This window comes from Micromonospora sp. NRRL B-16802, from assembly GCF_001279555.1.
Classification (GTDB): domain Bacteria; phylum Actinomycetota; class Actinomycetes; order Mycobacteriales; family Micromonosporaceae; genus Micromonospora; species Micromonospora profundi.
In genome coordinates this window covers 221,442-245,480 of sequence record NZ_LGEB01000086.1, presented here as the reverse complement: position 1 = coordinate 245,480, position 24,039 = coordinate 221,442, and the positions used below count along the sequence as shown (strand labels likewise).

Genomic DNA, 24,039 nt, shown 5'->3' with positions numbered 1-24,039 from the left:
CGGTCCCGCCGCCCGCCGGCAGCGGCGAAAGGCGGCGGCCAATGATGGGGTACGGCGTGCGAATGCTGGACGGTGCGCAACCGTCCTTCGGTGATCAGGTGTTCGAGCGGCTGCTGCGGGAGCGGATCATCTTCCTCGGCACCGAGGTGACCGAGGAGTCGGCCAACCGGGTCTGCGCGCAGATCCTGCTGCTCGCCGCCGAGGACGCCGACCGGGACATCTTCCTCTACATCAACTCGCCGGGCGGGTCGGTGAGTGCCGGGATGGCCGTTTACGACACGATGCGCTACGTCCGCAACGACGTCGCCACGCTGGCGCTTGGTTTCGCCGGCTCGATGGGGCAGTTCCTGCTCTGCGCGGGCGCGGCCGGCAAACGGTACGCGCTGCCACACTCGCGGATCATGATGCACCAGCCGTCCGGCGGGATGGGTGGCACCGCCTCGGACATCACCATCCAGGCGGAGAACATGCTGCACGTGAAGCGGACCATGCAGGAGCTGATCGCCCAGCACAGTGGACGGCCCCTCGACGACATCCAACGCGACTGGGACCGGGACCGCTGGTTCACTGCCGCTCAGGCCCGCGAGTACGGCCTCATCGACCAGGTGATCACCAGAGCTGATCAGATGTCGGCGCTCTGACTCGCGGTGGCGGCCGGCGATGGTCCCGCCGGCCGCCACCGCGACAAGCAACCCGCACCGGTCACGGCAGGTCAACGCGGGCCTGGCACCCAACCCGGAAGGTACGACGGTGAGCGTCGCCGATGCCGGACGCGACCCCCTCGATCCGCGTCCAACAGCTACTGACAGGCCTTCGCCGCCGGGCCCTCGATACCGACGACCCTATTCCCAGCGGCGGGAATGGGGCCTGCCATCGAGCCGCAGCGCATTTCCGCAAATTCCCGTTACACGCACGAACACGAATGCGAGAGGCACCGCCGATCCGGCCCGCGATCCCGCAGCCACGACACCTCAGGCGCCGGACCCGCGAAAATCCTGTGGCACCGCCCCGTTAGGGTCACGTCTATGCGTCGACTGATCCCAACCCTCTCGATTGCCATCACCGCCGCCCTCGTGGCCGGCTGCGGCACGACTTCCAGTGACACCGGAGGGTCCGCGCCTTCCGCCGCCGCCCCCGAGACGTCGAAGGTCGAGCCCGTCGCTGCCATCCGGCAGGGAATGGACCGCAGCCTCACCAACACGGTCACCATGGACGCCTCGGTCAAGGCTGGCAACCAGAACATCACCCTCAGCGGAAAGATGGACCCCACCGCCAAGGCGATCCAGGTCACCGGGAACGCCCCCGAGCCGGTCGAGGCCCGCCTGATCGGCGACGTCGCCTACATCAAGTCGGACTCGCTGGACGGCAGCAAGCCGTGGATGAAGATCGACCTCAACAAGCTCAAGCCGACCAGCACCATGCGCCAGTCGTTCGACCTCAAGGCGCAGACCGGCATCATCGGCGGCGTCGTGAGCGCCCAGGAGGTCAGCCCCGGCCGCTACACCGGTGTCGCCGACCTGAACAAGGCAGCCGAAACGGCAGGCTCGGACGGCGGGATGCGCGAGGGCCTCGAGGCGACCGCCAAACTGGCCAAGGACCCGGCGGCGATCCCGTTCGAGGCGACCCTCGACAGCGAGGGCCGGCTCACCGCGCTGTCCTACACCATCGCCACGAAGAGCGTCGGTGACCTCGTCACCGAGATGAAGATGAGTGGCTTCGGCGAACCGGTCACCGTGAAGGCCCCGCCGGCCAACGAGACCGAGGCGGCCTCCGAGGAGATGTACAAGTTCCTCTGATCAGACGGAAATGGTGCCCTCCGGATCTCACTCCGGAGGGCACCGTCGCGTCAGCAGGCTGTCGAGGCGCGATCAACCGCGCCGATCTGCTGGCTTGGGCGCGAGCCGCCCATTGGGCATGTGCACCACCCGGAGGAACGCGGGCAGCCGCCACGGCCTCGGCCCACCGATGACGACGTCGCGCCGCAGCACCGCCTGCGCGATGCTGATCCGGCCGAACATCATCAGGTTGAACCTGGCGGGACGGAATGTCACACGCGCGTCGAACGGGCCATCGGCCGGCGCGATCCACACCCTACGGTCGCCAAGCGTCAGCGTCGTGGTCGTCGTGTACGGCGAACGGAACTGCACGGACACGTGGTGGCGAGGCATCGGCAGCTCGGTGTTGAGCAACACCCCGTACGTGTCACGCAGCATGTCGAACATGAACAGATCCCAGTAGAGCGCGGCGTGCTCGTCCGGCATCGGCCACTGCCGACGCAATGCCCGTGCGATGTCCCAGCCGTGCACGAGCAGCTCGTTCGTCAGGTGGGCGAACAGACCACCGACCGTCACCCGCGCGTTGCCCAGCCAGCTCACCGTCGACTGCGGGTCAGCAGTCGTGGCCAGCAGACCGTCGACCGCCGCGTTCAACCGCGCCAGCAGTACCGCCGGGTCGCGCTCACGGAAATGGGCGAGCACGTGGGTGTTGACGTCGGCCACCGTGTCGACGTTCGTGACGGCCAGCATGTCCTCCAGGCCCGGCACCGGGATGGGGACCTCGGCGTCCTCCAGCCTTGCCACGTACAGCACCGCTATCGACACCACGTGCGCCGCCGTGTCCGCCACCGTCCAGTCGGCGGTCACCATGAGCTCTGGCGACGGCGCGGCGGCCACCAAATCGGTGAACCGATCGGTGGCCGCCCGCAGTGCCGTGTGGGCCAGGCGCCACCTGTCCGCAGCGCCTGCGCCAGTCACGTCGAACAACATCGAGCCCTCGCTTCATCGCTTGTGCCCCTGATGGCGCAGGTGTCAGTTGTAGAACATGGTCGGGAACCAGCCGAAGCCGAAGATGGCAGGCACCCGGATGTCCCAGTACACGACGGTGAAGACGCCGAGGGCGATGAGCAGGGCTGCGCTGAGCGCCGTGCTGCGCCGTACGTCGGAGGCGAGCCAGGTGATGAACCGACCCCGGGTGAGGAGGATCAGCAGCGCGAACAGCGCGGTGACCACGACGATGTTGCCGAGGGACTGGAGGACGAACGCGGCTGAGCCGTACAACGGGTTGCCGCTGTCGACCGCCCAGTGGAAGAGCTTGTTGAACAACGGATAGGGCCGGCCGATGAGGAACCCGCCGATGAGCGCGCCGAGGGTCACCACCCGCGCGACCGGACGATCGGCGAACAGGTCGGGCACCACCTTGATCGCGGCCAACCCGAGGTAGATGAGGGCCAACCCGATGAGGCCGAACACCACCGACGACTGGATGATGCGAACCGGCACCCCGCCTGCGGTCTCGGTCGACAACTGCGGAAGCCTGTCCCCCAGCAGGACTCCGACGAACCCGTACACCGCGGCGACGACGACCATCCCCAGGGTGAGGTAGGCGACCGGCCGCAACAGCAGACGGAGCCGGGCACTGGTGCCGCTACTGGCCGCGCTGAGCGGCCCGATCGACGCGATCATCGCGATGTTGCAGGCGGTGAACGTGCCCGCCAGGCCCGACACGAACGCGAAGATCAGGCCGGCGGCGGTACCGGCGATCGCGGTCTCCTTCGCGTCGTGACCGAGAAGGCCGCTGGCGACGTTGTCACCGATGACCGAGTCGACGAACTCGTAGGACCACAGCACCGCCAGCAGGACACCAGCCGCGACGCTGGCCGCGATGATGACGCCGTTGCGCTGGGGTCGAGGATCAACGGAGACGCTCGAAACCTGTTGGCTTGCTGTGGTGCGCGTTTCCGTCATCCATCTCTCCTTTGTCAGCCCCCTGATGACTGTGCGCGGTGATGATGTCACTCAAAGCGATTCCCGTGCATCTCCGAGAATGCTCAGTCGGCAGTGGACGGTCACGGCCGCGTTCCAGGATGTCAATCCATCTTGCTTTTCATCCCACCGCCTGTAATATCCCCATGTTTTGATCTGTAGCGGGGGAGGAAACACACATGCGATGGAAGACCCCGGCCAGCGCCTTATTAGCGCTGGCCTTTCTGATTCCGGCGGCACCGGCGGTGGCTCAAGCCCAATCGCCCGGGCTGGATGCGGCCTGCCAGACGGTCGAGCGCAAGGTGTACAAGGACATCCGCTCGCTTTACACAATCGACCTGGACACCGCCGCCATCGTGGAGGTGCGGCTGTTGGCCGCCCGAATCCTGCACGAGGCAGACACCAACAAGTTGACCGTTCTGCCTGGAGCACTGCAGGAGCGGCTCAACGGCACCTCAGATGATCTCCGCGCGTTCCTCAAGACGGACGCGCAGAGGATCTGGACAACGGATCTGCGGATCGGTGTGGGCCAGACGATGACGGGCGCTGGCGTCAACGTGCGGGCAGCCGCGCAGAAGACGCTCGACACGGGCACCGTCGAGGCCTTCCTGGCTTACCTGAACGACGGCGTGTACGCCGGACGTGCGCTTGACTGCGCGGCTCAGCCGACGCCAACGCCGACGTCCCAGCCGACGCCGACGCCATCCGCCTCACCGAGCGCCACGACGACCGTCGCACCGACCCCCTCGTCCTCCGACAGCGCGGGCGCCTCGGGCGGCGATGGCGGTGGGCTGCCTGTGACCGGTGCCGACACCGCGACCGTGGCCAGCGTTGGCGGCGCGCTTCTGCTCCTCGGAGGGGCGGGCTACCTCATCGGACGCCGACGCCGTTCCCGCTTCGTGGCATAGCCCAATCGACAGCGCCCGGCCCGATGCTTCGTGGGCCGGGCGCTGTGTTCGGCGGGGGTCGTTTCGTGTTTGCGCCGGGAACCGTGCCACGGTGACCGCCCTCGTCAATACGGCCGCCGGATCCCTCGCTCCGAGAGCGTCGCCTCGTAATAGCCGAGGAAGCCCTTCAGCTCTTCGATGGCGTAGTCCAGGTCGTCGAGAGCCTCGCCGTTACCGGGGTCCTCGCGCAGGGTACGAGCTGCGTCGGCCAGCTGCGTCCAGACCCCTGCGAACGTGTCGCCCTGCAGATGGATGCCGGGAAATGTTCGGCCCACCAGCTGCACGACTGCACAGTTGACACCACGGGTCAGCACCTGCGCTTGCTCCTGGCTCATCCGATCAGGATCCAGTACTGCCTGCAACGCAGCTAGCTGTCCGCCGGACCGGACCGTCCGCCTGCTCACCATCCGCTTCAGTGCAGTCACGCTCGGTAGAACAGCTTCACGGAAAATTGCATTTGGCAAGAGGTAGCACCGAAATTTTCTCGATATGATGCATCTGCTTGTCAGGTACCCGACAGTGAAATGTCGACTCTTGTGCTAGCCGTCCGCCGAGAGGATGCTCGAATCGTCGAACGGTACTGCGCCGCCTCACACAGAGGGCGGCGCCCGGCTGCCACCGGACGCCGCATTCGACTCCACCGCTGCAACGGAAGGAGTCACGTTGACTGTAATCCCTCGCGGGTCAGACTTCGAGACACCAGGGGACGAGGACGAACCCGTTGCCGAGCAGTCCGACAGGCACCGGATCATCCTGGCGTACGTCAAGACGCTCAGTCCGATCATCGCCGCCATCGTCGCCTGCATCGGGACGCTGGTGACAGCGCTGGTCCGCTGACCCGCCGGCCCCGCGCTCCCGCTTCGGCCGGGCGCGGGGCCGTCCCCGTCGGGCGCCCCGGCGGGAATCAGAGCAGGTCGGCGAGCGTACGCCAGATCTCGGTGGCCAGGTCGCGATAGCCCGCGTCCTGCGCCTGCGTGGCCAGGCTGCGGAGTTCAGTGATGGCGGCGGCCCGGTCTCCGCGGATCAGCCGCACCTGGTTACGCAGCAGGTCGAGCCGGATCCGGTCACGGAAGGACAGGTAGCGGGTCCGGCCGGCCAGTTCCTCGCTGCGCTCCCCCGCCACCTCCAGGTCGCCCTGATGGAAGGCGAGCAGCGCCTGGAGGAAGGCGAACTCCTCCGCGAGGCGGGGGGTGCCGACCAGGTCGAGGGCGCTCTCCGCCTGGGCCAGCCGGCACTGCGCCTCCTGGGTGGCGGGCTGGCGCATCTGCAGGTAGAGGGAAGCCGCGGCCAGTCGCAGCCGCAGCCACAGGGTGAGGTCGTCGCGGCTGTCGAGTTCGTCGAGAGCCCGCTCGATCAGCTCGGCGGATCCCTTGTGGTCGCCCTCCCTGGTGAGGGCCGAGGCCGTGGTCCACAACGCCTCCACGCGCAACACCACCGGCAGCTCCGGGATGATCGACTCCAGCATGGTGATGTGGACGTGGGCCTCGGCCGAGTGGCCGGACTCGGCCTCGATCGACACCAGGGTCATCAGCGTACGGGCCATGTCGGAGGCGGGGACCTCGTGCGCGGCGACCAGGGCGTGTGCCTGGAGCGCGTTGGCACGGGCCGCGGCGACGTCGCCGAGGGAGCGGTGACAGCGGGCCAACTGGTTGCGGGCCCGGATCTCCAGTTCCGGTGACGCCACCTCGGTGCTGAGCTCGGCCAGGGCCTCCAGGGTCTTGAGGGCCTCGGCGCGCCGTCCCTGCTTGATCTGGAGCCGGGCGAGGATCCACAGGGCGTGCCAGCGGGTGGCTGCCTGGGCCTGGCCGTCCGCCTGTACCGCCGACATGATCGGCTCCACGGTGTTGCCGTCCTCGCTGGAGGTGACGGTCGCCAGCACCGTGCTGAGGTCGTCGGACTGCTCGGCGCCGAACGCCGACGACGGCACCTTCAGCTTCTCGGCGAGGTACTGGATGGCCCGGGCGGTCGGCGGGCGGGCGCCGGACTCCAGCCGCGAGAGGTACGCCGCCGACATCCCCGGCCCGACCACGTCGGCCTGGGACAGGCCGCGTTCCCGGCGCAGCGCGCGCAGCCGCTGGCCGAACTCCGGTTGCTCCAGTGGGTCAGTCAACGTCTCACCTGCTTCTACCTGGCGTCTCCCCCTGCCGCTCTCGTGCTTGAAGTGTTGCCTAATTGGAAAGACCTTGTCAAAGGTCTGCCACCAGGACGGGTCGAGCGAAGGGCCGGCCGCACCATACCGCACATTTCCGAAGCGGCCGGCCCCGAAGTCGATCAAGGCCAGTCGATGTCGCCGTCGGCGACGCCGTCGGCGCCTGGATGGATCTGCACCACATCGACGGACGCGGCGGGCGCGGGCCGCACCGCGTGGGCGGCGGCGGCAGGGCCTGCGACTGCCAGCAGCAGAAGGAGGCAGAACATAAGGCCGATCGGCAGTTTCGGTGTCATGTGCTCCTCGCAATGTGGGTCGGCGGGACAACAGGCCGGCGGATCTGCCGGCCCGACCGGGGGTTGCCAAGCGCCACCGTAAGTCCACCCCCCGTGTCCGGCAAGCCGGAACGAAAAGAATCTTGACTCGCCTTGACTTGCTCATTGCCAAATGTTGACAAGGCGAAGCGACGGGGCCTAGCTTCCTATCCGAAGAGACGACCGCCGATCGATGCGGTCACCCGCAATCGCGTGATCCACCACGCGATCGTCACGGATGAGGAGTTCCCGTGCGAACAGACATCGTCGTCCAGGACGTGGCGTCCTTCCGCATCGATCCGGCGTTGCTGGCCCGCCCGCACCGGCGTCTCGCGCTGATCACCAGCCCGGTCAACCTCGACCGGCTGCGCCGCCGCAACCGATCGGACGTCTTCGCCCACATCGTCGTACCCGAACGGTTCGACACCGACGGTCTGACCGAGGCCGTCACCACTATCCGCGACGCGCTGGCACCCTCCGAACGGGACGACATTCGCCTGCTCTGCCATGACGAGTACTCACTTGGCACCGTCGCGCAGGTCCGGGCCCGGCTCGGCATCCCCGGCGATCTCCCGCACAACGTCCAGCCCTTCGTCGACAAGCTCGCCATGAAGGCCGCGCTCCGCGACGCCGGCGTACGCCTGCCCCGGCATGTGGCCTGGGACGCCGAGGCACACCGGGCTGACCCGCAGGCCCACCTCGACCACATCGTCAACCAGGTGGGTCTGCCCGCCTTCGTCAAGCCCACGAACGAGTCCGGCAGCGTCGGCACCCGCCGGATCGACACCCGCGCCGACCTCGCCCAGTGGGCCACCGAACGGCTCGGCGACGACGCCCCCGGCGGGTGGGAAATCGACGAGTTCGTCACCGGGACCCTCTACCACCTGGACAGCCTGGTCCAGGACGGCCGCATCCTGCACGTCGGGGTCAACGAGAACCTCTACCCCTGCTACGACTACATCGCCGGCAAACTGAGCTGCAGCTTCACCCTGCCCGAGGACGACCCGGCGTACGAGCCGCTGCTGGCATTCAACCGCCGGGTCCTCGACGCGCTGCCCGACAAGCCCGCCCGGGGCGTGTTCCACCACGAGGTGTTCCGGCAGCCCGACGGCGAGCTGGTCTTCCTCGAGATCGCAGCCCGGGCCCCCGCGGCCCTCATCCCCTTCACCAGTGAGATCCGCTACGGCGTCAACGTCGAGGAGGCGCTGTTCCGCCTGCAACGCGGCGAGCAGCTCAATGTGCCGACGCGCCGCGGCCCGTACGCCGCCTACGTGTACTTCCCGAAGCCCGGTGGGCGGGTGGTCGACAGGACTGCCGTCGACCTGGGCTCCGATCACCGCTGGACGTGGAATGTCGAGGTGGGCGAGCTCACCACGGCCGCCAGCGACATCCGTGACTTCGCCGCCTCCGTCCTGCTCTGGAACGACGACATCGAGGAACTGCGGAAGGACTTGTATCGCCTGGACAAACACCAGCCTCTCACCACTGCGGCTTGACCGCCCGAAGAGCCGACCCCACCCGACCCGGCCGCCGAGGCCGACACCTGACTGGGAGAACACCATGGCCGAGCCCGAATTCATCGACTACGACTTCGTCTTCACCCCGGCCGAGTCGGCCGGCCTGCACGACGCCCTGCGCGACGTGACGGCCAGCCCGTACGGCGACATCACCACCTACCTCGACGAGCTTGCCCGGCTCAAGGACGACACCCGGCTGCCCGCCCGATTCGTCGAATTCTGTGAAATGTCCATGCTGCGCGACTTCTCCCGCGAGCCGTTCGTCGTGCTCGGAAACGCGCCGATCGACAGGGACCTGCCGGTCTTCACCTCCGACGACCCGGTGTCCGAGAAGCGCAGCCGCAAGAAGACGTTTGTCGCGGAGGGCTTCCTGGGCCTGTACGCCGTGCTCACCCGCACCGAGATCATCGGTCACCTCAGCGTCAACGACGGCGACCTGTTCCACGACATCTACCCCAAGCAGTCCATGTACGACACCCAGTCGCAGAAGACGCTGGGCACCCTGCGATTCCACCGCGACTTCACCAACCACTTCGTCTGCCCCGACTTCGTCAACACGCTGACCCTGCGGGACACCCCGGAGAACGAGGTCTACTCCACCTTCACCGTCACCCGACACGCTGTCGAGGAGCTGACCGACAGGCAGGTCGAGATCCTTTCCTCACCGCGCTTCTACACCCCCTTCGACGACGTCTCCAAGCACAGCGCGAACGTCCGGCTCGGCCGAGCCAAGGACCACCCGGTGCTGATCGAGGGACAGGGCGCCAAGGTCTTCGAAGGGCGTACCGAGGGCCTGGACGAGGAGGCGCAGGCAGCGCTTGACGCATTCGTCGCCGCGCTGCACCGGCGCAAGAAGCTGCGGGTGTCCCGGCCCGGCGACTCGGTCACCTTCTCCAACCACCACGTCATCCACGGCCGCGAGGTACGCGAGATCCGCGACGTCGAGTCGCTGCGGCACCGGTGGCTGCTCAAGACCCACAACGTCTACAGCCTGCAGGCCTTCGAGGAGTTCTTCCTGGAGGACCGGTACGGCGTCGTGAACGGGTGAGTGAGGCCGACCATGCTCATCGTCACCGGTGCTGGGCGCGGGATCGGCGCAGCCGTGGCCCGGCGGGCCGCGAGCGCGGGAATGCCCGTCTGCATCAACTACCTGCGTAGTAGTGGGGCCGCCGAGGCGCTGGCCGCCGAGATCCGGGACAAGGGTGGCGACGCCGTCGCGGTCCGCGGCGACGTCTCCGTCGAAGAGGACGTACGCCGGCTCTTCGACACCGCCGTCGACCGGCTCGGGCCGCTGACTGCGCTCGTCAACAACGCCTCCAGCACCGGTGGCCTGGCCACCGTGATGGACCTGACGATGGACCAGGCCGACCTGGCGTACCGCACCGTGCTGCGCAGCGTGCTGCTGTGCACCCGTGAGGCGGCCCGCCGGATGGCCGTCAGCCGAGGTGGTGTCGGCGGCCGCATCGTCAACGTCTCCTCCACCGGCGCCCGTACCGGTGGAACGGGGGAATGGGTCCACTACGCCGCACTCAAGGCGGCTGTCAACGCACACACCTGGGGCGCGGCGCGGGAACTCGCCGAGGAACGGATCCGGATCAACGCGGTCGCCCCCGGCCTGATCGACACCGACCTGCACCGGGACAACGGTGTGCCGCAGCGGCCGGAACTGCTGCGCCCCACCGTGCCCCTGGGCCGCATCGGCACACCGGACGAGGTAGCCGAGGCGGTCTGGTTCCTCCTATCCGACGCCTCTTCTTACGTCACCGGTTCCGTGCTGGAGGTCGGCGGCGGTCGCTGACCGCCCGCCGACTCCCCGCCTCCCGACAGGAGTGTCATGAGCGAATCCTTCGGTGCCACCATGCTGGAACCGCACACCCCCGTGCACCTGCCCTCCGCACCCCACGTCATCACCCGCGGCGAGGGCGTCACCGTCTGGGACACCGACGGCCGCGCATACCTCGACGGCGTCGCCGGCCTGTGGTGCGTGACGCTGGGCTACAGCGAGCCGCGGCTCGTGGAGGCCGCCACCCGGCAGTTGTCCCGACTCCCCTTCTACGGCTCGTTCAACCACCGCACCAACGACGTCGCGCTCGCCCTCGCCGAGGACATCGCCGACATCGCCCCGATCCCGATGGGACGCACCTTCTTCGCCAACTCCGGATCCGAGGCCAACGACAGCGCCATCAAGTTCGCCTGGTACTACCACCAGGCGTTGGGACGGCGGCAACGCCGCAAGATCCTGTCGCACCGGTGCGGCTACCACGGCACCACCACGGCCGCCGCCTCCGCCACCGGGCTCAGCCACATCCACGCCGGATTCGGCACCCCGATTCCCGGCTTCCTCCGGGTGCACTGCCCGGACCCGCTCTCGCCGGTCGCCCGGGACCTCGGCCCGGAACGCCACGTCGACTGGCTGGTCCAGGAGCTCGAGGAGCTGATCGCCGAGGAGGGACCGGAGACCATCGCCGCGTTCATCGGCGAACCCATCCTCGGCGCGGGCGGCCTGATCATCCCCCCGGCCGGCTACTACCAGCGGGTACAGGAGGTCCTCGCCCGCCACGACATCCTGTTCATCGCCGACGAGGTGATCACCGGCTTCGGCCGTACCGGCTCGATGTTCGCCACCACCGAGTTCGACCTGCGCCCGGACCTGATCACCGTAGCCAAAGGGCTCTCCTCGGCGTACCTGCCGATCTCGGCGGTGCTGGTCGGCGAGCGGGTCTGCGCCGCGCTCGCCGAAGGCTCGCAGGAGTTCCAATCCTTCGGGCATGGCTTCACCTACTCCGGCCACCCGGTCGCCGCGGCCGTCGCCCGGGAGACGATCGCCATCCTCCGCGAGCGGGACATCCCCAGCCGGGTCCGGGCCGCCGGCGCGGTCCTGGCCAACGCGCTGGACAAGTTCCGGGGCGCCGACGGCATCCGCGACGTCCGCGCGTACGGGCTGCTCGGCGCCGTCGAGGTCGATCCGGCGTTCTTCGGCCTCGGCACCGGGCAGGTCGGGCCGGCGCTGTTGGAGGCCGCCGCCGCCGAAGGGGTGCTGCTGCGGGCCATGGGCGACACCATGGTCTTCGCCCCGCCGCTGATCAGCTCCGACGACGAACTGGAACGCATGGTCGACCGGCTGGCCACCGCGTACGAGCGGTTCCGCCGGGCCCGCCACGTCGAGCCCGCGGGTGCGGCGGAGTAGGGGCGGGCATGGGCATCGGCATCCTGGGCACGGGCGCGTACCTGCCCGAGCAGGTCGTCACCAACGACGACCTGGCGCGAATCGTCGACACCAGCGACGAATGGATCGTCTCGCACACCGGCATCCGGCAACGCCGCCGCGCCACGACCGACACCAGCAGTTCCGACCTGGGCATCCTGGCCGCCCGGCGTGCCGTGTCGGCGGCTGGTCTGAGCACCGAACAGATCGACGGCCTCGTCGTCGCCACCTCCTCGCCCGACCAGGTTCAGCCGGCCACCGCGTGCCGGGTGCAGGCGGAACTGGGTCTGATGACCGGGCCGGCGTTCGACGTCTCGGCGGTCTGCGCCGGGTTCGTCTACGGGGTGGCCGTCGCCCATGGCCTGATGTGCGCCTCCGCCCAGTACCGGCGGATGCTCGTCACCGGCTGCGAGGTCTACAGCAAGATCCTGGACTACCAGGACCGCACCTCGTGCGTGTTCTTCGGCGACGGTGCCGGTGCCGTCGTCCTCGGCCAGGTGCCGGACAGGTACGGCATCCTCGGCTCGCACCTGACCACCGACGGCACCCAACGGGACGTCGTGGGCATCCCCGCCGGAGGTACGACCGAACCGGCCAGCGCCGATACGGTCGCCGCCCGCCGGCACTACTTCCGGATGGACGGGCCACGGGTCTGGGACTTCGCCACCACCGCGTTGCCGGTCTCCATCAAGCAGGCGCTGGCGGTGGCCGGACTCGGTGTGGCCGACGTCGACCTGCTCATCACCCACCAGGCGAACGCCCGGCTCATCGACGCGGTCGCCCACAGCCTCGGCATGCCCCGCGAGAAGGTGCCGACGACCGTCGAACGGTACGGCAACACCGCCGCCGCCTCCGTACCGATCACCCTCGACGAGGCGGTGGCAGCGGGCCGGCTGCGCCGTGGCGACATCGTCGTCCTCGCCTCCGTCGGCGGCGGCATGACCGCGGGAACCGTCGTCCTGCGCTGGTACTGACCATCCACAACCGACCGGAGTCCCGATGACCATCACCCTCATGCCCGAGGCCACCCCCGGCGTACGCCAGGAGCCGGCAACCCCACGCCCAGCCGTCGACTTCAACCGGATCGCCGCCCGATGCGTGTCACCGCGCGCCGCCTACGCGTACGACGCCGAGATCCTCGACCGCGTCTCCTGGCGGGACATGGCCGACCACGGGCTGTGGCGGATCGGCGTACCGCCCTCGCTCGGCGGCGACGGCGGTAGCTGGCTCGACCTCGCCGAGGCCCTGGCCGACATCGCCCGGGGCGGCCGCGACCTGGGCTTCACCCTCTCGCTGATCGCCCACGCCGGCTTCGTCCGCGCCCTGGTGGAGCACGGCACCGCCTGGCACCACCGCACCGTGTTGCCGTCGCTGCTCAACGGCGCGGTCGGCGCGACAGCGCTCACCGAGACCCAGGGCGGCTCGGACGTCGCCCGGATCCGAACCCAGGCCCAAGCCGACGGCGACGGCTGGGTGCTGTCCGGTTCGAAGGACCACATCACCAACGCCCCCGTCGCCGACCGGGCCCTCATCCTGGCCCGGGTGCCGGAACTGGGTCGCCGGGACATCACCCTGTTCGTGCTGAACCTGCACAGCCCCGGTGTACGCCGGGGTGACCCGGAGCGGCTGCTGGGGCTGCGGACCAGCCCCACCGGGGCGCTGCACCTCGACGACGTGCGCCTGCCGGCGGAAGCGGTGCTCGGCCGGCCCGGCGACGGACTGTCCACCCTGTACGACATCATCAGCTTCGACCGCGCGCTGTACGGCCTGGTCGCCGCCGCGTACCTGGAGCCCCGCCTGGACGAGGTGGTGCGCTACACCCGGGAGCGGCAGGCATTCGGCAGTCCGATCATCGACCACCAGTACGTGCAGGGCCGGCTCACCGACATCCGCATCGCGATCGAGGTGTCCCGGGCCCTCGCCCTCGCCGGCATCGAGGCTCTGGTGCGCCGCGACCCGCAGGCCTCGCTGCGCTGCTCGGTGGCGAAGCTGCTCGGCTCCGAAGGGCTCGTCGAGTCCGCGCAGAACCTGATGCGGCTGCGGGGGCACCTCGGCTACATGCGGGGCGACACCACCCGCGACCTCCAGGACGCCTTGGGCACCCTGATCGCGGGCGGGACGTCCGAGATGCAGCGCAAGAACATCCTGAACCAGATGCTGAGCAACCGGGGGCGGTGAACGATGCGACCGATCGACGTCGGGACGAGCGCCACCCACACCCACGTGGTGCAGGTCGCCGACTGCGCGACGAACTGGGGTAACGACCTGCCGGTACTGGCCACGCCGGTGCTGCTCTGGCTGGCCGAGATCACCGCCATGCGGGTGGTCGAGGACCACCTGGCCGAGGGCGAGATGACCGTCGGGTACGGCCACACCGCCACCCACCTGGCCGCCACCCCACAGGGCTGGACGGTACGCCTGCACGCCCGCCTCACCCGGGTCGACAAGAAGCTGCTGCACTTCGAGGTGACCGCCGAGGACGACCGGGACGTCGTCTTCACCGGCGAGCACATCCGCGCGGTGGTGGACCGTGCCCGCTTCGTCGAGCGGCTGGACAGCAAGGCACTCGCCGGGCCGGTGGCGCGATGAGCAGCACCGCGGTGGCGTCGCTGCCCCCCTCGACGGCGACGGGGAACCGGCCGTTCACCAGGCTGTGGGGCGCGTTCGGCGCCGGCACCCTCGCCGACGGGATCTACCAGGTCGCCCTGCCCGTCGCCGCCCTGCACCTGGGCGGCGGCGCGGGCAGCGTCGCCCTGGTGCTGATGGCCGCCCGCGCGCCATGGCTGGTCGCCTCCCTGCATGTCGGCGTGCTCGTCGACCGGGTCGACCGACGTCGCCTGCTGCTGCTGGTCAGCGGCGTACGCTTCGCCGTCCTCGCGTTGCTCGCCGTGCTGCTCACCGCGGGCTGGGGCAGCATCGCGGCGCTCGCCGCGGTGGCACTGACCCTGGGCGTCTGCGAGACGATCTTCGATACGGCGTTGCACAGCAGCACCCCCCGGGTGGTGCCCGGTGAACGGCTGGAGGCGGCGAACAGCCGGTTGCAGGCGACCGAGACGGTCGCCAACCGGTTCCTCGGCCCAGCCCTGGGCGGCGTGCTCGCCGGCGCGGCCACGGCCGCCGCCTTCGGCGCCGTCGGCGCGCTGTACCTCGCCGCGTTCACCGCCCTGCTCGGCCTGCGGATCCCGCACGTGCCGCCGCCGGCGGCCCGGGAGAGCGTCGGCCGGGCATTGCGCACCGGACTGACAGTGTTGTGGCGGGACCGGCCCCTGCTGTCGTACGCCCTCGGTGGCTGCGCCGTGAACTGCGGCTTCGCCGCCTACTACGTGGCCCTGCCGATCCTGGCGCTGGAACCGGGCGGGCTGGGCCTGACCGCCGGCGGGTACGGCCTGCTGCTGGCCGTCGGCGGCATCGGCGGCCTGCTCACAAGCATGGCTTCGCCGGCTCTGGCCCGTCGGTATCCCGTACGCCGCTGCATCGCCGCCTCGGCAGTGCTGCTGGCGGCCGGGCTCGCCGTGCCCGCCGTGACCGATCAGGTCCCGCTGGTCGCCCTCGGTGTCGTCGCCACCGGCGCCGTGGTGCTGATCAGCGTCGTCACCGTTTCGTACCGGCAGCGCGCCGTGCCCGACGAGATGCTCGGCCGGGTGACGGCCGCCTACCGGATGTTCGCGTTCGGCGGCCTGCCGCTGGGGTCGGGGCTCGCCGGCCTCATCGGCGGGTTCGGCTCGTCCCGCCTCGTCTTCCCGGTCGCCGGCGCCCTCGTCGTGGTCGCCGGGGCCGCCATGACCCTGGCCACCCCACGAGAGAAGGTGCCCGCGACATGACCACCGACCAGTTGGCTCCCGCCACCACGACCACTTCCCTTGCCGACCTGCCGCCCTCGGTGTGGGCGCTGATCCGCACCAGCCAGGATCTCTACCTGCACGAACGGTGGCTGCGGGTGGAGCAGGACGCGCACCCGAACGCCTCCTTCCACGCCTGGACGCAGGACGAAGGCCACGCCGCGTACGCTCCCGCCTACCGTTTCGACGCCGACGACAACCCGTGGGCCGCCAGCCGGCTCGATTTGTTCCTCGCCGCCCACGCCGACCTGGAGACCGGTCCCGCCGTACTCCCCAACTACCTGCTCGGCGGCCGGCGGCCCGGGCACAGCCAGATCCTCTGCGACGCCCCCGCGCCGCGTCGCCGGACACTGCTGACCCAGGTGGTGGGTGCCGCCGCGCAGGCCGCCGCCGCAGCCGGCGCGGCCACCCTCGCTGCCCTCTACTGCGATCGCGACGACGAGGACCTGGCCGCCGCGTTCCGCGCGCACGGCGCCGTCCGCCTCCCCTCCCCAGGCCTCAACGTGCTGCACCTACCGGGCACCAGCTTCGACGACTGGCTGGCGTCGATGCCCAACCGGCGGCGCACCAACGTCAACGCCGAGCGACGCAAACTCGCCCACGCGGGCGTCACCATCGAACTGCGCCCCCTCACCTCCGACGATCTCGACGAGATCCTGCCGCTGGAACTCGACCAGTACGAGAAGTACGGGCACCACTACCGACACACCGAGGCGCGGGCGCTGCACGAGGCCTACCTGCGGCACCTCGGCGAGGACGCCCTACTGGTAAGGGCACACCTCGACGGCCGCCTCGTCGCCTTCGCCTCCATCGTCCGGCACGGCCGGTCGGCGTACATCCGGCAGGGCGGCTTCGACGCGGTCGCCAGCGACGGCGCGCCCGTGTACTTCGGGACCGTCTTCCACCAGCCGATCGCGTGGGCGTACCGGGTGGGAGTGGACAGCATCGACCTGTCCATCTCGGCGGACGCCACCAAGCAGCATCGGCGGGCGGTGACCCGGCCACGGGACGCTTGGGTGGTGCCGATGACCGACGAGGCCGAGCGGGCGCTGCGCCGGTGGCCGGGCATGGAGCAGGTTCAACGGTGAGGTGACGACGTACGGGGCTGCTCCACGTTCATCGTTGTCCTGTTCCCGATGGAGGGCTGATGCTGGCTCCGCTGCGGCATGGCGCGTTCCGATGAGCTTCCGCCTGTTGGTCCACTCCGCAACCGGCTACGTCCCACGATGACGGTCGAGGCTGATAGCCGGAGGTCACCAGCAGGCCGGAGCCGGGCCGGGCCGGCGCGGCGGTTTGCGGGCCGCGTTGACGTGAGCAGGTCAGCGGCGGCGCGATCGGGCACGCAAGCCCCGGGAGGCGGGATAGTGATCGTTAGTCACGGCTCTGACCTGGTGCCCCCGGCAGGATTCGAACCTGCGACACACGGTTTAGGAAACCGATGCTCTATCCCCTGAGCTACGGGGGCGCGAGGGCCTAGTCTAGCGACCTGCGGGTTGACCCGGGGTGGCAGGGAGTGGCCCGCGTTGACCTGCGCTGTCTCGGCCGGTCGGGGTGGCCGATGACCACACGCGATGCCCGCCTTGCTGCCGCCAACCGAGGCGCTTCTACTCTGGTCAACCCAAGCCGGATATGATCACGACTTTGCCGGGGCCCTGGCCTACTCCCGAATCGCCTGATTCTGGTACCGGCTGGGCTGGGCCGCGGCGCTACGGGAGGCCATGTGGCCAGATGCTGCGCTGGCACCCATCGGCTCGCGCCGGCATCGCCCACACCTGGCTCGATGCACCTTGCTCGACGGACGCGCGCCCCCCCGTCATCACCAGCGTGTAACTGGCGAGGAAGAACAGGGCAGCCTGCGCCGGCGGTACAAGAAATGCCGTCGCCCAGGATGCGCCCGGGCGACGGCATTCAGTGCTCGGCCAATGGTCAGGCCGTTATCGCGGGCGACCTAAAACGTGACTGGAACGATGCCACCAAAGTCCTCGAATGCGGTCGCGAAGTCCTGGAAGATCATCAAAGAAGGGCGATTCACTCCGACGCCGATCGTAGTACCCTTGGCGATCGCCTGGTTCTCATGAATCGAGTACACCGGCCCGCCGCTGTCGCCGGGACGAGAGCCTTGCAAGCCAGATCGCTGCTGCGCCTCGACAGCACCCCGGCCATCTGTGTGAAAACCCCTCACGATGAGGTCGCAGAGTTCGTCGCCGGTGTCTCGGGCAGTTGCCTGGCCGGACTGGCAGAGGTACTCCCCTACGAAGGTGTGCTCCCAGCCGCCGACCGGCCTGGAGTCACCACAGTTGTAGCAGCCGGAGTAGATGTAGGCGTCGGCCCTCGAGGTCGGTACCAGTGCTACGTCGTGCACGTGTTGCCATGGCCCCATGTAACCGATGAGAGTGCCGGTGCCACTTTGGAATCGATCTCCGGGAATTCCACAATGTGCTGCGGTCAGGATGTACTGGGCGCCCGCGGAGTTGCGGACACCGAATCCGGACGTGCAACTACCATTCCCCCGGTATGCGTTTACGATCCTTGCGCCTCCAGCCCACGGAGGGATATCGGTTCCGCGGTCGATCGTTTGTTTGATGGGCCCCTCGTCGACGATCGTAAGTGACACACCGACGTCCGGCAGTGAAGCTGCACGGTCGGCGGTCGCCGACGCGGCGGCGGAAACGATCAGGCCGCTGCCATCGGGCTGCGCCTTGATCGCGTACAGGTCTTCGGGTTCGCCCCGCCAGTTCGCCTCGATCTGCCGTGAGGCGTTGCGCAGCTCGGCGATCGAGTACGCGGCCGAGTGAACCTGCACTGGCGCTGTCTCCGACGCCTTGTTCACGACGCGGCGCACGGCCGCCGGCACCGCACCCTTCCAATACAGGTCGACATGGTCGGTATCGCGCAATACGATGCTGGCGTACTGCGAAGCGTACCCGCGACGCTCAACCTCGATTCGTATGGCTTTGGCCGCCTCAACCAGCGGGTGCTGCCGCCGCATGTGCTCGAGACCCGCCGTTGAACCATCTGATTCTCTGCTATCGGCAACGGTACCGGTGCCCTTAACCTGGCCCTCGCCCTCGCTGGCGGTAGCCGGGAGCACGGCCAACGCGGTGGTCAGGGCTAACGCGGTCAAGACTGCCGCAATTGCGACAGGCTTCCGGCCGCGTGACAACGTCACTGTCATAAGTTCGATCTCCCAAGGTGCCCAGAATGAAACCGGCGGTTCCACCCAGCGATCACACGATCGCTTCCTTTGTGGACACCTGTTGCGACGCGGACTCGACAGCATGGTTCACACTGCGGCGACCCAGACAGGATGGGCCAGGTCACACATCATCGATGTGAGCTTCCCGCTTTGACGGAGCGGTGATTACCTGCCGCTGGCCGGGCAGGGGTGACGATATCTGGCCCGGTTGCCGGGCCTGGCGGGTGTGCCAGGCGCAGGGCCCCGGCAAAGTCGTGGGGTGCCCGGCTTGATTTGGTTGGTGTAGAGACGCGCCCTTGCTGGTGGTAGCAGGGCGGGCCTGACCCGTTCAGATGATCATCGAGGTTTCTACGCTTTGTCGATCGTCCGAAGTGAGCCATGCCCGCTTTGCCATCAGCGCTGATCTCGTCCGTGTCCGACGCGTCGGTGACCGTACTGAGGGCGGTGCGAGCGGCGGTGCGGGTCATGATCGCAATCAGCACGGTCGCTACCGCCACGTGCAGAGCACCGAGGATGACCCGGGTCGCGACGTCCATACCGGAGGCCGTTAGGGGCGCAAAGGGCACCAGCAGGGACCCCGAGCGCGGTGATCGTCCAGACGAGCCGCGCGGACCGGGGCAGCACCCGCTCCAGGAGAGCGAGCAGCGCCCAGCCAGCCAGGGCGGCGGCGAGCGCGGCGATCACGACCGGAGTAAGACCGATTTCCAGTCTTTCCCGCCCGGGTGGCCCACCGGTGACGGTGAGCCGGTGCCCCAGCAGCGGGACGGCGACCATCCACAGTGCTGCGGCCATGCCAACGGCTCCGACCACACCCCAGATTCGGTGGCCGCGGTTCACGCGGCAGCGGACGCAGGATCGACCACGCCGTGCAGGAACACGTCGACCAGCGTCTCGACCGGGGTCTCCGCGCCCCCGTGCCGATTGACCGCGTCGGGGCGGCGATATAGCGGCGTACGATCAGAATGGTGCGGGTCCGCGGCCTACCAACGACATCAATACCTGCGTGGCGAGTAGCTTGCGTATGCCGGTGACGTCGACTGTCCCCACCCGATCGTAGGGCAGCTCCAATTGCAGCCCCTGGACTGCGTTGCGAAGGTCTGTCGTGATCTCGTCCGGACGGAACGTGCCGCCCCAGCCGTTGAGTCCTCCGCGGTGGTTGGTACTGAGGGAAGCCATGCCGGAGATGCAGGCGCCGTCGACCAGGATCAGCCTCGCAGGACCGGAGTAGGTCGTCGTCATAGTCATCAACCCTTCAGGATGTAACGCCGTACACCCCGGGTCCCGACTGTCTGAACGTCATCAGGAGGTAAGGCGTCGAGTCCGATCATGGTGTGCTCCACCTGACCGCGACCGTACGTGCCTCGACCGTCAGGGCGGCGGCGAGGCGGAATCCGGCTCGCTAGAGATAAGGGTCGATGCTTGGCAGACTAGCGCCCGAGGTCCGAATCGATCCAGGGAGGAGAGCACGGGGCCAATGCTGAGCTGGCTCCACACCGAGATGACCGGCCTTCTGCTGATCAGACGGTTTTCGCGATGGCGTGGTGAGCGCATGAGACGCCGAACGGCGGCCCGCTGAACCAGTCGGGCCGCCGCTCACAGAATGTGGATCAGAGCGGGCGGATGTTCTCCGCCTGCGGGCCCTTCTGGCCCTGGGTGACGTCGAACTCCACCTTCTGATTCTCGTCGAGGCTGCGGAAGCCGCTCGCCGAGATCGCGGAGAAGTGGGCGAAGACGTCGGCGCCGCCGTCGTCCGGGCTGATGAAGCCGAAGCCCTTGTCGGCGTTGAACCACTTCACGGTGCCTGTGGTCATGTCTGCTCCTTCGCAGGCTGTTAAAGGCCGCACTGTGCGGACCCTTACGCCGCCGCGTTGATCACCCGCGTCGAAACGACACGAAAAACGAAAAGCGCCTGGATGGGTTTCAGATGCCCCATCAGGCGCCGGAAAACGTCTACGGAAATCAAAACTGCAACTCGCTTACCGTAGCACATGATCCGTCGTCGATCCGATGCGGTGTGTGGACCTGGCCACTGAGTTTGCTTCCCTGCGGAGGCGCGCCGGGATCCACTCCGCGCTCGGCGAACCCGGCACGCCTGGCGATCGTGGACGCGCTCACAGTGGGTGACGCCGCTCCCCTCGACGAGATGCGCGGCCTCCTCACCGTCCTCGACGCCCTCCACACCGCAACCGGCACCGGCCGCGCCGAACGGGCTGCCGCGGCGACCGCGTGTCGCAGCGCGGTCACCCGTGCAGCGGTGATCTTTTCCGACAACAACGCCACGTCGTCGGCGCCACGAGCGGTGCGCCACCCGGCACCCACGTCGTCCGTCCGCCGCTGCCCATGGTCGGACCCTGCCGGCCGCCGGTGCCCGCGCGCGCGGGCACCGGCGGCCGGCCACGAACAGCAACATCCCGGCCGACGGCCGGGATGCGAAGAGATGCGACAAGCAGGAGTACGGGCTACCAGGACCGACCCGGGGACGGGGGACTCTCGCTCTGGCGGGCGGCCGGCTCATCGCCCGACGACCTCAGCCGGGAGCGGGCCGGCCAGTCTGCCGCCACACCCTCACCGGCACCGCCGGCGGCCTTACGGGTGTCCACACCGAACAGCACCCGACCGTCGACGTCGTCCGGCATGAACCGCACCGGACGCAGGGTGACCCATGTGGTCTCGGCGACCCGAGACACCTCCCTCGACCCGTAGATCATCATGCCGAGACGACAGAAGCGGTGGACCCGCACACGAACTCACCGTGATCCTGCCCTCGTTCACCAGCCGATCGACGGTGTCAGCTGCAACGATGCACGACGTGGGAACTATGAAGAGTGCGACGCCCGCCATCTCGCCCCTCGCCGGCGAGCCGATCGATCGCGCCGATGCCGAACGGCTCGCGGGAGTGCTCAAGGCGTTCGCCGACCCGGCCCGGCTGCGACTGCTCAGCCTGATCCAGTCCGCACCGCAGGGGGAGGCATCCGTCAGCGACCTCACCGCGCCCCTCGGACTCTCCCAGCCGACCGTCAGCCACCACCTGCGGATCCTCACCGAGGCCGGCCTGCTCGAGCGTGACAAGCGCGGCGTCTGGGCCTACTACCGCCTCGTGCCGTCCGCCATCGCCGCGATCGCCGACCTGCTGACCCCACCCCGCACGCGAGCAACGAAAAAGACCCGCTGACCAGTGCCAGACGCGCCGTCGATCAGTTGCCAACTCTCGGCAACAAGCTCGGTCGGAGTCCACACCTGACATGAGGCTGCCATGAGCCGGCGGGGCACTCGGACGTCGCCGAAGCAGCGAGGCCGCGAGCCATGCAGAAGTGGCACTGAGCAGCGTTTATACCCCTCTGCTGATCTTCAGCAGGCGATCACAGCGGCGCGCGCGTGCGACTGGGCAGGAGGCCCGAAAAGAGAGAAGCCGCAGGTCATCAGCCTGCGGCTACACGCGGGGCGTCGGGTTAGGAAACCGATGCTCTATCCCCTGAGCTACGAGGCGCGAGGGCACAGTCTCGCGACCTGGGGTGGCAAGGGGTGGCCCCGCGTTCACCCACGCTAGCCGCATCCCTGTTCTCCCAGCCCAGGACCACACCCGGAGCAGGTTCTGCGGGTGAGGGGCGGTGGGACTACGAGAAACGAACCGGAGAATCTGTCGGGTTGTCCGACCCGATGCCTACGATCAGGCGATGATCGACGCTACGTTGCTTCAGGCCGGTGCCTGGCGTCCGTTCGTCACCGCGCTGCGCAGCAGCATGCCGCCCGAGGCAGCAGAGGCCGAGTTCCGCGGCACGATGGCCCCGGGCGCGTTCGGCGGATCTATCACCTACGACGGCGACCACCGCCTCCACGGGCTGGGCCTGGAGCGAGGTGAGCGGCCGACGGACATGCTCAGATCGCTGGCCGGGCTGACCGGCGGACAGGCCGTCGCGGTGCGCGGCGTCACGACCCGCTCCGGGGCGGCGGTGGTGAGCATCGTCCCGAGCGCGCCGCAGGTTTCGTTCGGGATGGGCAGCGATCTTCTGGAGAACGTGCACCTGGTCGCCGGAGCACACCCGGAGCCGTACCGCCGCGAGCCGACCCGCTACGACGTGGCCGTTTCCGCCGGCGCCGACGCGGCGACCGTCAACGCGCTGGTCCGACATCTGCTGCCGGACGCACGGCCGGCCGAACCGTCGGAGGTGGCCGGGGCGGAGGCGGACCTCGGCGTCGCGCTGCCTGACGACGTCCGAGCGCTCTATTTCGCCGCAGCCGAGGGCACCCTCGTCCTGCAGCCTGCCGACCAGGAACGCTTTTATGGAATGCGAATCGTGCCGCTGGCCGACGCCGCCGCCCGAGCCTACCTGGAACCGCAGGCCCGATACCTGTCCTGGACGTACGGCGCGACCGAGGTCGTCGCACCCGACCCGCACGGCCGGGTGCAGCCGTTGGCGGCCTCGCCTGCATGGTTCGTCGTCGGAGACGACGGCGGCGGAAACCTCTACGTCATCGACCTCGCCCCCGGGCCGCAGGGGACGTTCGGCCAGGTGCTGTTCGTCGACCACGAAGAGTCGGCCGGCGCCCGCTGGCTGGCGCCCTCGCTGACCGAGCTGCTCACCGAGCGGCCCGCCACCCTGGCGAAGCTGGGTCCGGAAGGCGGGCTGCTCTTACGGGTCGGATCGCGCACCAGCAAGACGCTCGCCGATGTCCGGCCGGAGACCGAGGTGCTGTACGTCAGGGCCGGAACGGCGCCCGCTGACCTGTCCGCGCTGGCCGGCCACCGTCGGCTGCGCACCGTGGTCACCGAATCCGCCGTCGTCGCCAATCTTCCGGCCGTCAGCGAGCTGCCCGCGCTGGAATACGTGCGGCTCGACGTCGCGGGCTGGCAGCAACTGCTGCGTGCCGGGCAGGTCCCGCCGAGCCTGCTGGCCGCCGGCCTGAGTGGCCGTGCCGGCTGGAGAGACACGGTCGAGGTGGTCAACGGTCTGCTGGCGGCCTGGAAGCAGGAGCCGATCCAGGTGATCGACATTGCAATGCAGCTCTGATCGCCGGCCGGCGCTGCTCACCTCGTGTCGAGGAAAGATGGGGCCAGGCGCACGCATCTGCCGCCATGACGGCACTCCTGCGAGCAGCGGATCGACAGGGGC

The 24,039-nt window shown here is 69.0% G+C and carries 25 protein-coding genes and 1 tRNA gene; 15 read left to right on the top strand and 11 right to left on the bottom strand.

All coding sequences use genetic code 11. The features are described from left to right. The first annotated feature begins 41 nt into the window (after nucleotides 1–41). Nucleotides 42–641, top strand: a complete 600-nt coding sequence (locus ADK66_RS24270) for a ClpP family protease (RefSeq protein ID WP_369814822.1) — start codon at nucleotides 42–44, stop codon at nucleotides 639–641. A gap of 384 nt (nucleotides 642–1,025) precedes the next feature. After that, entirely contained in the window at nucleotides 1,026–1,796 is a 771-nt protein-coding gene (locus tag ADK66_RS24265; protein WP_053659123.1) for a hypothetical protein, read from the top strand. Between the two features lie 72 nt (nucleotides 1,797–1,868). On the opposite strand, the gene ADK66_RS24260 is transcribed toward ADK66_RS24265, so the two are convergent. Both ADK66_RS24260 and ADK66_RS24255 read right to left on the bottom strand, forming a co-directional pair. Beyond that, entirely contained in the window at nucleotides 1,869–2,765 is an 897-nt protein-coding gene (locus ADK66_RS24260; protein ID WP_053659121.1) for a maleylpyruvate isomerase family mycothiol-dependent enzyme, read from the bottom strand. A 42-nt stretch (nucleotides 2,766–2,807) separates the two neighbouring features. Beyond that, entirely contained in the window at nucleotides 2,808–3,743 is a 936-nt protein-coding gene (locus ADK66_RS24255) for a hypothetical protein (RefSeq protein WP_053659120.1), read from the bottom strand. 197 nt (nucleotides 3,744–3,940) lie between these two features. Between ADK66_RS24255 and ADK66_RS24250 the strand changes: the two genes are divergently transcribed. Further along, the gene (locus ADK66_RS24250; RefSeq protein ID WP_053659116.1) at nucleotides 3,941–4,669 is read left to right on the top strand and encodes an LPXTG cell wall anchor domain-containing protein; all 729 of its coding nucleotides are present in this window, start codon (nucleotides 3,941–3,943) and stop codon (nucleotides 4,667–4,669) included. A gap of 104 nt (nucleotides 4,670–4,773) precedes the next feature. Here the strand turns inward: ADK66_RS24250 and ADK66_RS24245 are convergent, their stop codons facing one another. Further along, the gene (locus ADK66_RS24245) at nucleotides 4,774–5,043 is read right to left on the bottom strand and encodes a hypothetical protein (RefSeq protein WP_053659115.1); all 270 of its coding nucleotides are present in this window, start codon (nucleotides 5,041–5,043) and stop codon (nucleotides 4,774–4,776) included. A gap of 328 nt (nucleotides 5,044–5,371) precedes the next feature. On the opposite strand from ADK66_RS24245, the gene ADK66_RS31985 reads away from it, so the two are divergent. After that, nucleotides 5,372–5,545 (top strand): hypothetical protein, encoded by a 174-nt coding sequence (locus ADK66_RS31985; RefSeq protein ID WP_167945990.1) that lies wholly within the window; start codon nucleotides 5,372–5,374, stop codon nucleotides 5,543–5,545. A 67-nt stretch (nucleotides 5,546–5,612) separates the two neighbouring features. On the opposite strand, the gene ADK66_RS32585 is transcribed toward ADK66_RS31985, so the two are convergent. Beyond that, nucleotides 5,613–6,818, bottom strand: coding sequence for a helix-turn-helix domain-containing protein (locus tag ADK66_RS32585; protein WP_053659113.1), 1,206 nt, complete (start codon nucleotides 6,816–6,818; stop codon nucleotides 5,613–5,615). A 161-nt stretch (nucleotides 6,819–6,979) separates the two neighbouring features. Continuing rightward, nucleotides 6,980–7,153 (bottom strand): hypothetical protein, encoded by a 174-nt coding sequence (locus tag ADK66_RS32405; protein WP_231640173.1) that lies wholly within the window; start codon nucleotides 7,151–7,153, stop codon nucleotides 6,980–6,982. Nucleotides 7,154–7,422: 269 nt separating this feature from the next. Here ADK66_RS32405 and ADK66_RS24230 point away from each other — a divergent pair, with 269 nt between their 5' ends. The 9 genes from ADK66_RS24230 to ADK66_RS24190 all read left to right on the top strand — a co-directional run bounded on the left by ADK66_RS24230 (nucleotide 7,423) and on the right by ADK66_RS24190 (nucleotide 16,820). Beyond that, nucleotides 7,423–8,667 (top strand): acetyl-CoA carboxylase biotin carboxylase subunit family protein, encoded by a 1,245-nt coding sequence (locus tag ADK66_RS24230; RefSeq protein WP_053659111.1) that lies wholly within the window; start codon nucleotides 7,423–7,425, stop codon nucleotides 8,665–8,667. A 64-nt stretch (nucleotides 8,668–8,731) separates the two neighbouring features. Next, the gene (locus ADK66_RS24225; protein ID WP_053659109.1) at nucleotides 8,732–9,736 is read left to right on the top strand and encodes a hypothetical protein; all 1,005 of its coding nucleotides are present in this window, start codon (nucleotides 8,732–8,734) and stop codon (nucleotides 9,734–9,736) included. A 12-nt stretch (nucleotides 9,737–9,748) separates the two neighbouring features. Next, nucleotides 9,749–10,486 carry an SDR family oxidoreductase gene (locus ADK66_RS24220; RefSeq protein WP_053659108.1) on the top strand — a complete coding sequence of 246 codons (738 nt, stop codon included), beginning with the start codon at nucleotides 9,749–9,751 and terminating at the stop codon, nucleotides 10,484–10,486. A gap of 36 nt (nucleotides 10,487–10,522) precedes the next feature. After that, a complete protein-coding gene (locus ADK66_RS24215; protein WP_053659106.1) occupies nucleotides 10,523–11,875 on the top strand; it encodes an aminotransferase in 1,353 nt (450 codons plus the stop codon). A gap of 8 nt (nucleotides 11,876–11,883) precedes the next feature. Continuing rightward, a complete protein-coding gene (locus ADK66_RS24210) occupies nucleotides 11,884–12,867 on the top strand; it encodes a 3-oxoacyl-ACP synthase III family protein (protein ID WP_053659104.1) in 984 nt (327 codons plus the stop codon). Between the two features lie 25 nt (nucleotides 12,868–12,892). Then, complete coding sequence (locus tag ADK66_RS24205; RefSeq protein ID WP_082377635.1) at nucleotides 12,893–14,071, top strand: acyl-CoA dehydrogenase family protein; 1,179 nt, start codon at nucleotides 12,893–12,895, stop codon at nucleotides 14,069–14,071. Between the two features lie 3 nt (nucleotides 14,072–14,074). After that, nucleotides 14,075–14,482 carry a thioesterase family protein gene (locus ADK66_RS24200; RefSeq protein ID WP_053659102.1) on the top strand — a complete coding sequence of 136 codons (408 nt, stop codon included), beginning with the start codon at nucleotides 14,075–14,077 and terminating at the stop codon, nucleotides 14,480–14,482. Further along, on the top strand, nucleotides 14,479–15,714 hold the full coding sequence (locus ADK66_RS24195; RefSeq protein WP_053659100.1) for an MFS transporter: 1,236 nt from the start codon (nucleotides 14,479–14,481) through the stop codon (nucleotides 15,712–15,714). The genes ADK66_RS24200 and ADK66_RS24195 overlap by 4 nt, the downstream gene beginning before the upstream one ends. Next, nucleotides 15,711–16,820, top strand: coding sequence for a GNAT family N-acetyltransferase (locus ADK66_RS24190; protein WP_053659096.1), 1,110 nt, complete (start codon nucleotides 15,711–15,713; stop codon nucleotides 16,818–16,820). Before ADK66_RS24195 ends, ADK66_RS24190 begins: the two co-directional genes overlap by 4 nt. A 301-nt stretch (nucleotides 16,821–17,121) precedes the next feature. Here ADK66_RS24190 and ADK66_RS24185 read toward each other — a convergent pair. The 6 genes from ADK66_RS24185 to ADK66_RS31980 all read right to left on the bottom strand — a co-directional run bounded on the left by ADK66_RS24185 (nucleotide 17,122) and on the right by ADK66_RS31980 (nucleotide 21,573). Then, nucleotides 17,122–17,197: transfer RNA gene (locus tag ADK66_RS24185), tRNA-Arg, on the bottom strand. Nucleotides 17,198–17,680: 483 nt separating this feature from the next. After that, complete coding sequence (locus ADK66_RS24180; RefSeq protein WP_157552883.1) at nucleotides 17,681–18,907, bottom strand: hypothetical protein; 1,227 nt, start codon at nucleotides 18,905–18,907, stop codon at nucleotides 17,681–17,683. 414 nt (nucleotides 18,908–19,321) lie between these two features. After that, on the bottom strand, nucleotides 19,322–19,765 hold the full coding sequence (locus tag ADK66_RS32770) for a DUF6069 family protein (protein ID WP_369814821.1): 444 nt from the start codon (nucleotides 19,763–19,765) through the stop codon (nucleotides 19,322–19,324). A 120-nt stretch (nucleotides 19,766–19,885) separates the two neighbouring features. Continuing rightward, nucleotides 19,886–20,167 carry a hypothetical protein gene (locus ADK66_RS24175; RefSeq protein ID WP_053659092.1) on the bottom strand — a complete coding sequence of 94 codons (282 nt, stop codon included), beginning with the start codon at nucleotides 20,165–20,167 and terminating at the stop codon, nucleotides 19,886–19,888. A 368-nt stretch (nucleotides 20,168–20,535) separates the two neighbouring features. Further along, entirely contained in the window at nucleotides 20,536–20,739 is a 204-nt protein-coding gene (locus ADK66_RS24170; protein WP_043326981.1) for a cold-shock protein, read from the bottom strand. A 648-nt stretch (nucleotides 20,740–21,387) separates the two neighbouring features. Further along, entirely contained in the window at nucleotides 21,388–21,573 is a 186-nt protein-coding gene (locus tag ADK66_RS31980; RefSeq protein ID WP_197281625.1) for a hypothetical protein, read from the bottom strand. A 155-nt stretch (nucleotides 21,574–21,728) separates the two neighbouring features. Between ADK66_RS31980 and ADK66_RS24160 the strand changes: the two genes are divergently transcribed. Beyond that, nucleotides 21,729–22,100 carry a helix-turn-helix transcriptional regulator gene (locus ADK66_RS24160; RefSeq protein ID WP_053659088.1) on the top strand — a complete coding sequence of 124 codons (372 nt, stop codon included), beginning with the start codon at nucleotides 21,729–21,731 and terminating at the stop codon, nucleotides 22,098–22,100. Between the two features lie 502 nt (nucleotides 22,101–22,602). After that, nucleotides 22,603–23,937, top strand: a complete 1,335-nt coding sequence (locus ADK66_RS24155; protein WP_053659085.1) for an SMI1/KNR4 family protein — start codon at nucleotides 22,603–22,605, stop codon at nucleotides 23,935–23,937. Nucleotides 23,938–24,039 lie beyond the last annotated feature (102 nt).

Coding starts and splice junctions, on each gene's coding strand:
- ADK66_RS24190 (WP_053659096.1), top strand. CDS start 15,711: ATGACCACCGACCAGTTGGCTCCCGCCACCACGACCACTTCCCTTGCC.
- ADK66_RS24250 (WP_053659116.1), top strand. CDS start 3,941: ATGCGATGGAAGACCCCGGCCAGCGCCTTATTAGCGCTGGCCTTTCTG.
- ADK66_RS24170 (WP_043326981.1), bottom strand. CDS start 20,739: ATGACCACAGGCACCGTGAAGTGGTTCAACGCCGACAAGGGCTTCGGC.
- ADK66_RS24175 (WP_053659092.1), bottom strand. CDS start 20,167: ATGACGACGACCTACTCCGGTCCTGCGAGGCTGATCCTGGTCGACGGC.
- ADK66_RS24270 (WP_369814822.1), top strand. CDS start 42: ATGATGGGGTACGGCGTGCGAATGCTGGACGGTGCGCAACCGTCCTTC.
- ADK66_RS24195 (WP_053659100.1), top strand. CDS start 14,479: ATGAGCAGCACCGCGGTGGCGTCGCTGCCCCCCTCGACGGCGACGGGG.
- ADK66_RS24160 (WP_053659088.1), top strand. CDS start 21,729: ATGCACGACGTGGGAACTATGAAGAGTGCGACGCCCGCCATCTCGCCC.
- ADK66_RS24220 (WP_053659108.1), top strand. CDS start 9,749: ATGCTCATCGTCACCGGTGCTGGGCGCGGGATCGGCGCAGCCGTGGCC.
- ADK66_RS24255 (WP_053659120.1), bottom strand. CDS start 3,743: ATGACGGAAACGCGCACCACAGCAAGCCAACAGGTTTCGAGCGTCTCC.
- ADK66_RS24205 (WP_082377635.1), top strand. CDS start 12,893: ATGACCATCACCCTCATGCCCGAGGCCACCCCCGGCGTACGCCAGGAG.
- ADK66_RS24155 (WP_053659085.1), top strand. CDS start 22,603: ATGATCGACGCTACGTTGCTTCAGGCCGGTGCCTGGCGTCCGTTCGTC.
- ADK66_RS24180 (WP_157552883.1), bottom strand. CDS start 18,907: ATGACAGTGACGTTGTCACGCGGCCGGAAGCCTGTCGCAATTGCGGCA.
- ADK66_RS24200 (WP_053659102.1), top strand. CDS start 14,075: ATGCGACCGATCGACGTCGGGACGAGCGCCACCCACACCCACGTGGTG.
- ADK66_RS32405 (WP_231640173.1), bottom strand. CDS start 7,153: ATGACACCGAAACTGCCGATCGGCCTTATGTTCTGCCTCCTTCTGCTG.
- ADK66_RS24225 (WP_053659109.1), top strand. CDS start 8,732: ATGGCCGAGCCCGAATTCATCGACTACGACTTCGTCTTCACCCCGGCC.
- ADK66_RS24210 (WP_053659104.1), top strand. CDS start 11,884: ATGGGCATCGGCATCCTGGGCACGGGCGCGTACCTGCCCGAGCAGGTC.
- ADK66_RS24265 (WP_053659123.1), top strand. CDS start 1,026: ATGCGTCGACTGATCCCAACCCTCTCGATTGCCATCACCGCCGCCCTC.
- ADK66_RS24260 (WP_053659121.1), bottom strand. CDS start 2,765: ATGTTGTTCGACGTGACTGGCGCAGGCGCTGCGGACAGGTGGCGCCTG.
- ADK66_RS24215 (WP_053659106.1), top strand. CDS start 10,523: ATGAGCGAATCCTTCGGTGCCACCATGCTGGAACCGCACACCCCCGTG.
- ADK66_RS24245 (WP_053659115.1), bottom strand. CDS start 5,043: ATGAGCCAGGAGCAAGCGCAGGTGCTGACCCGTGGTGTCAACTGTGCA.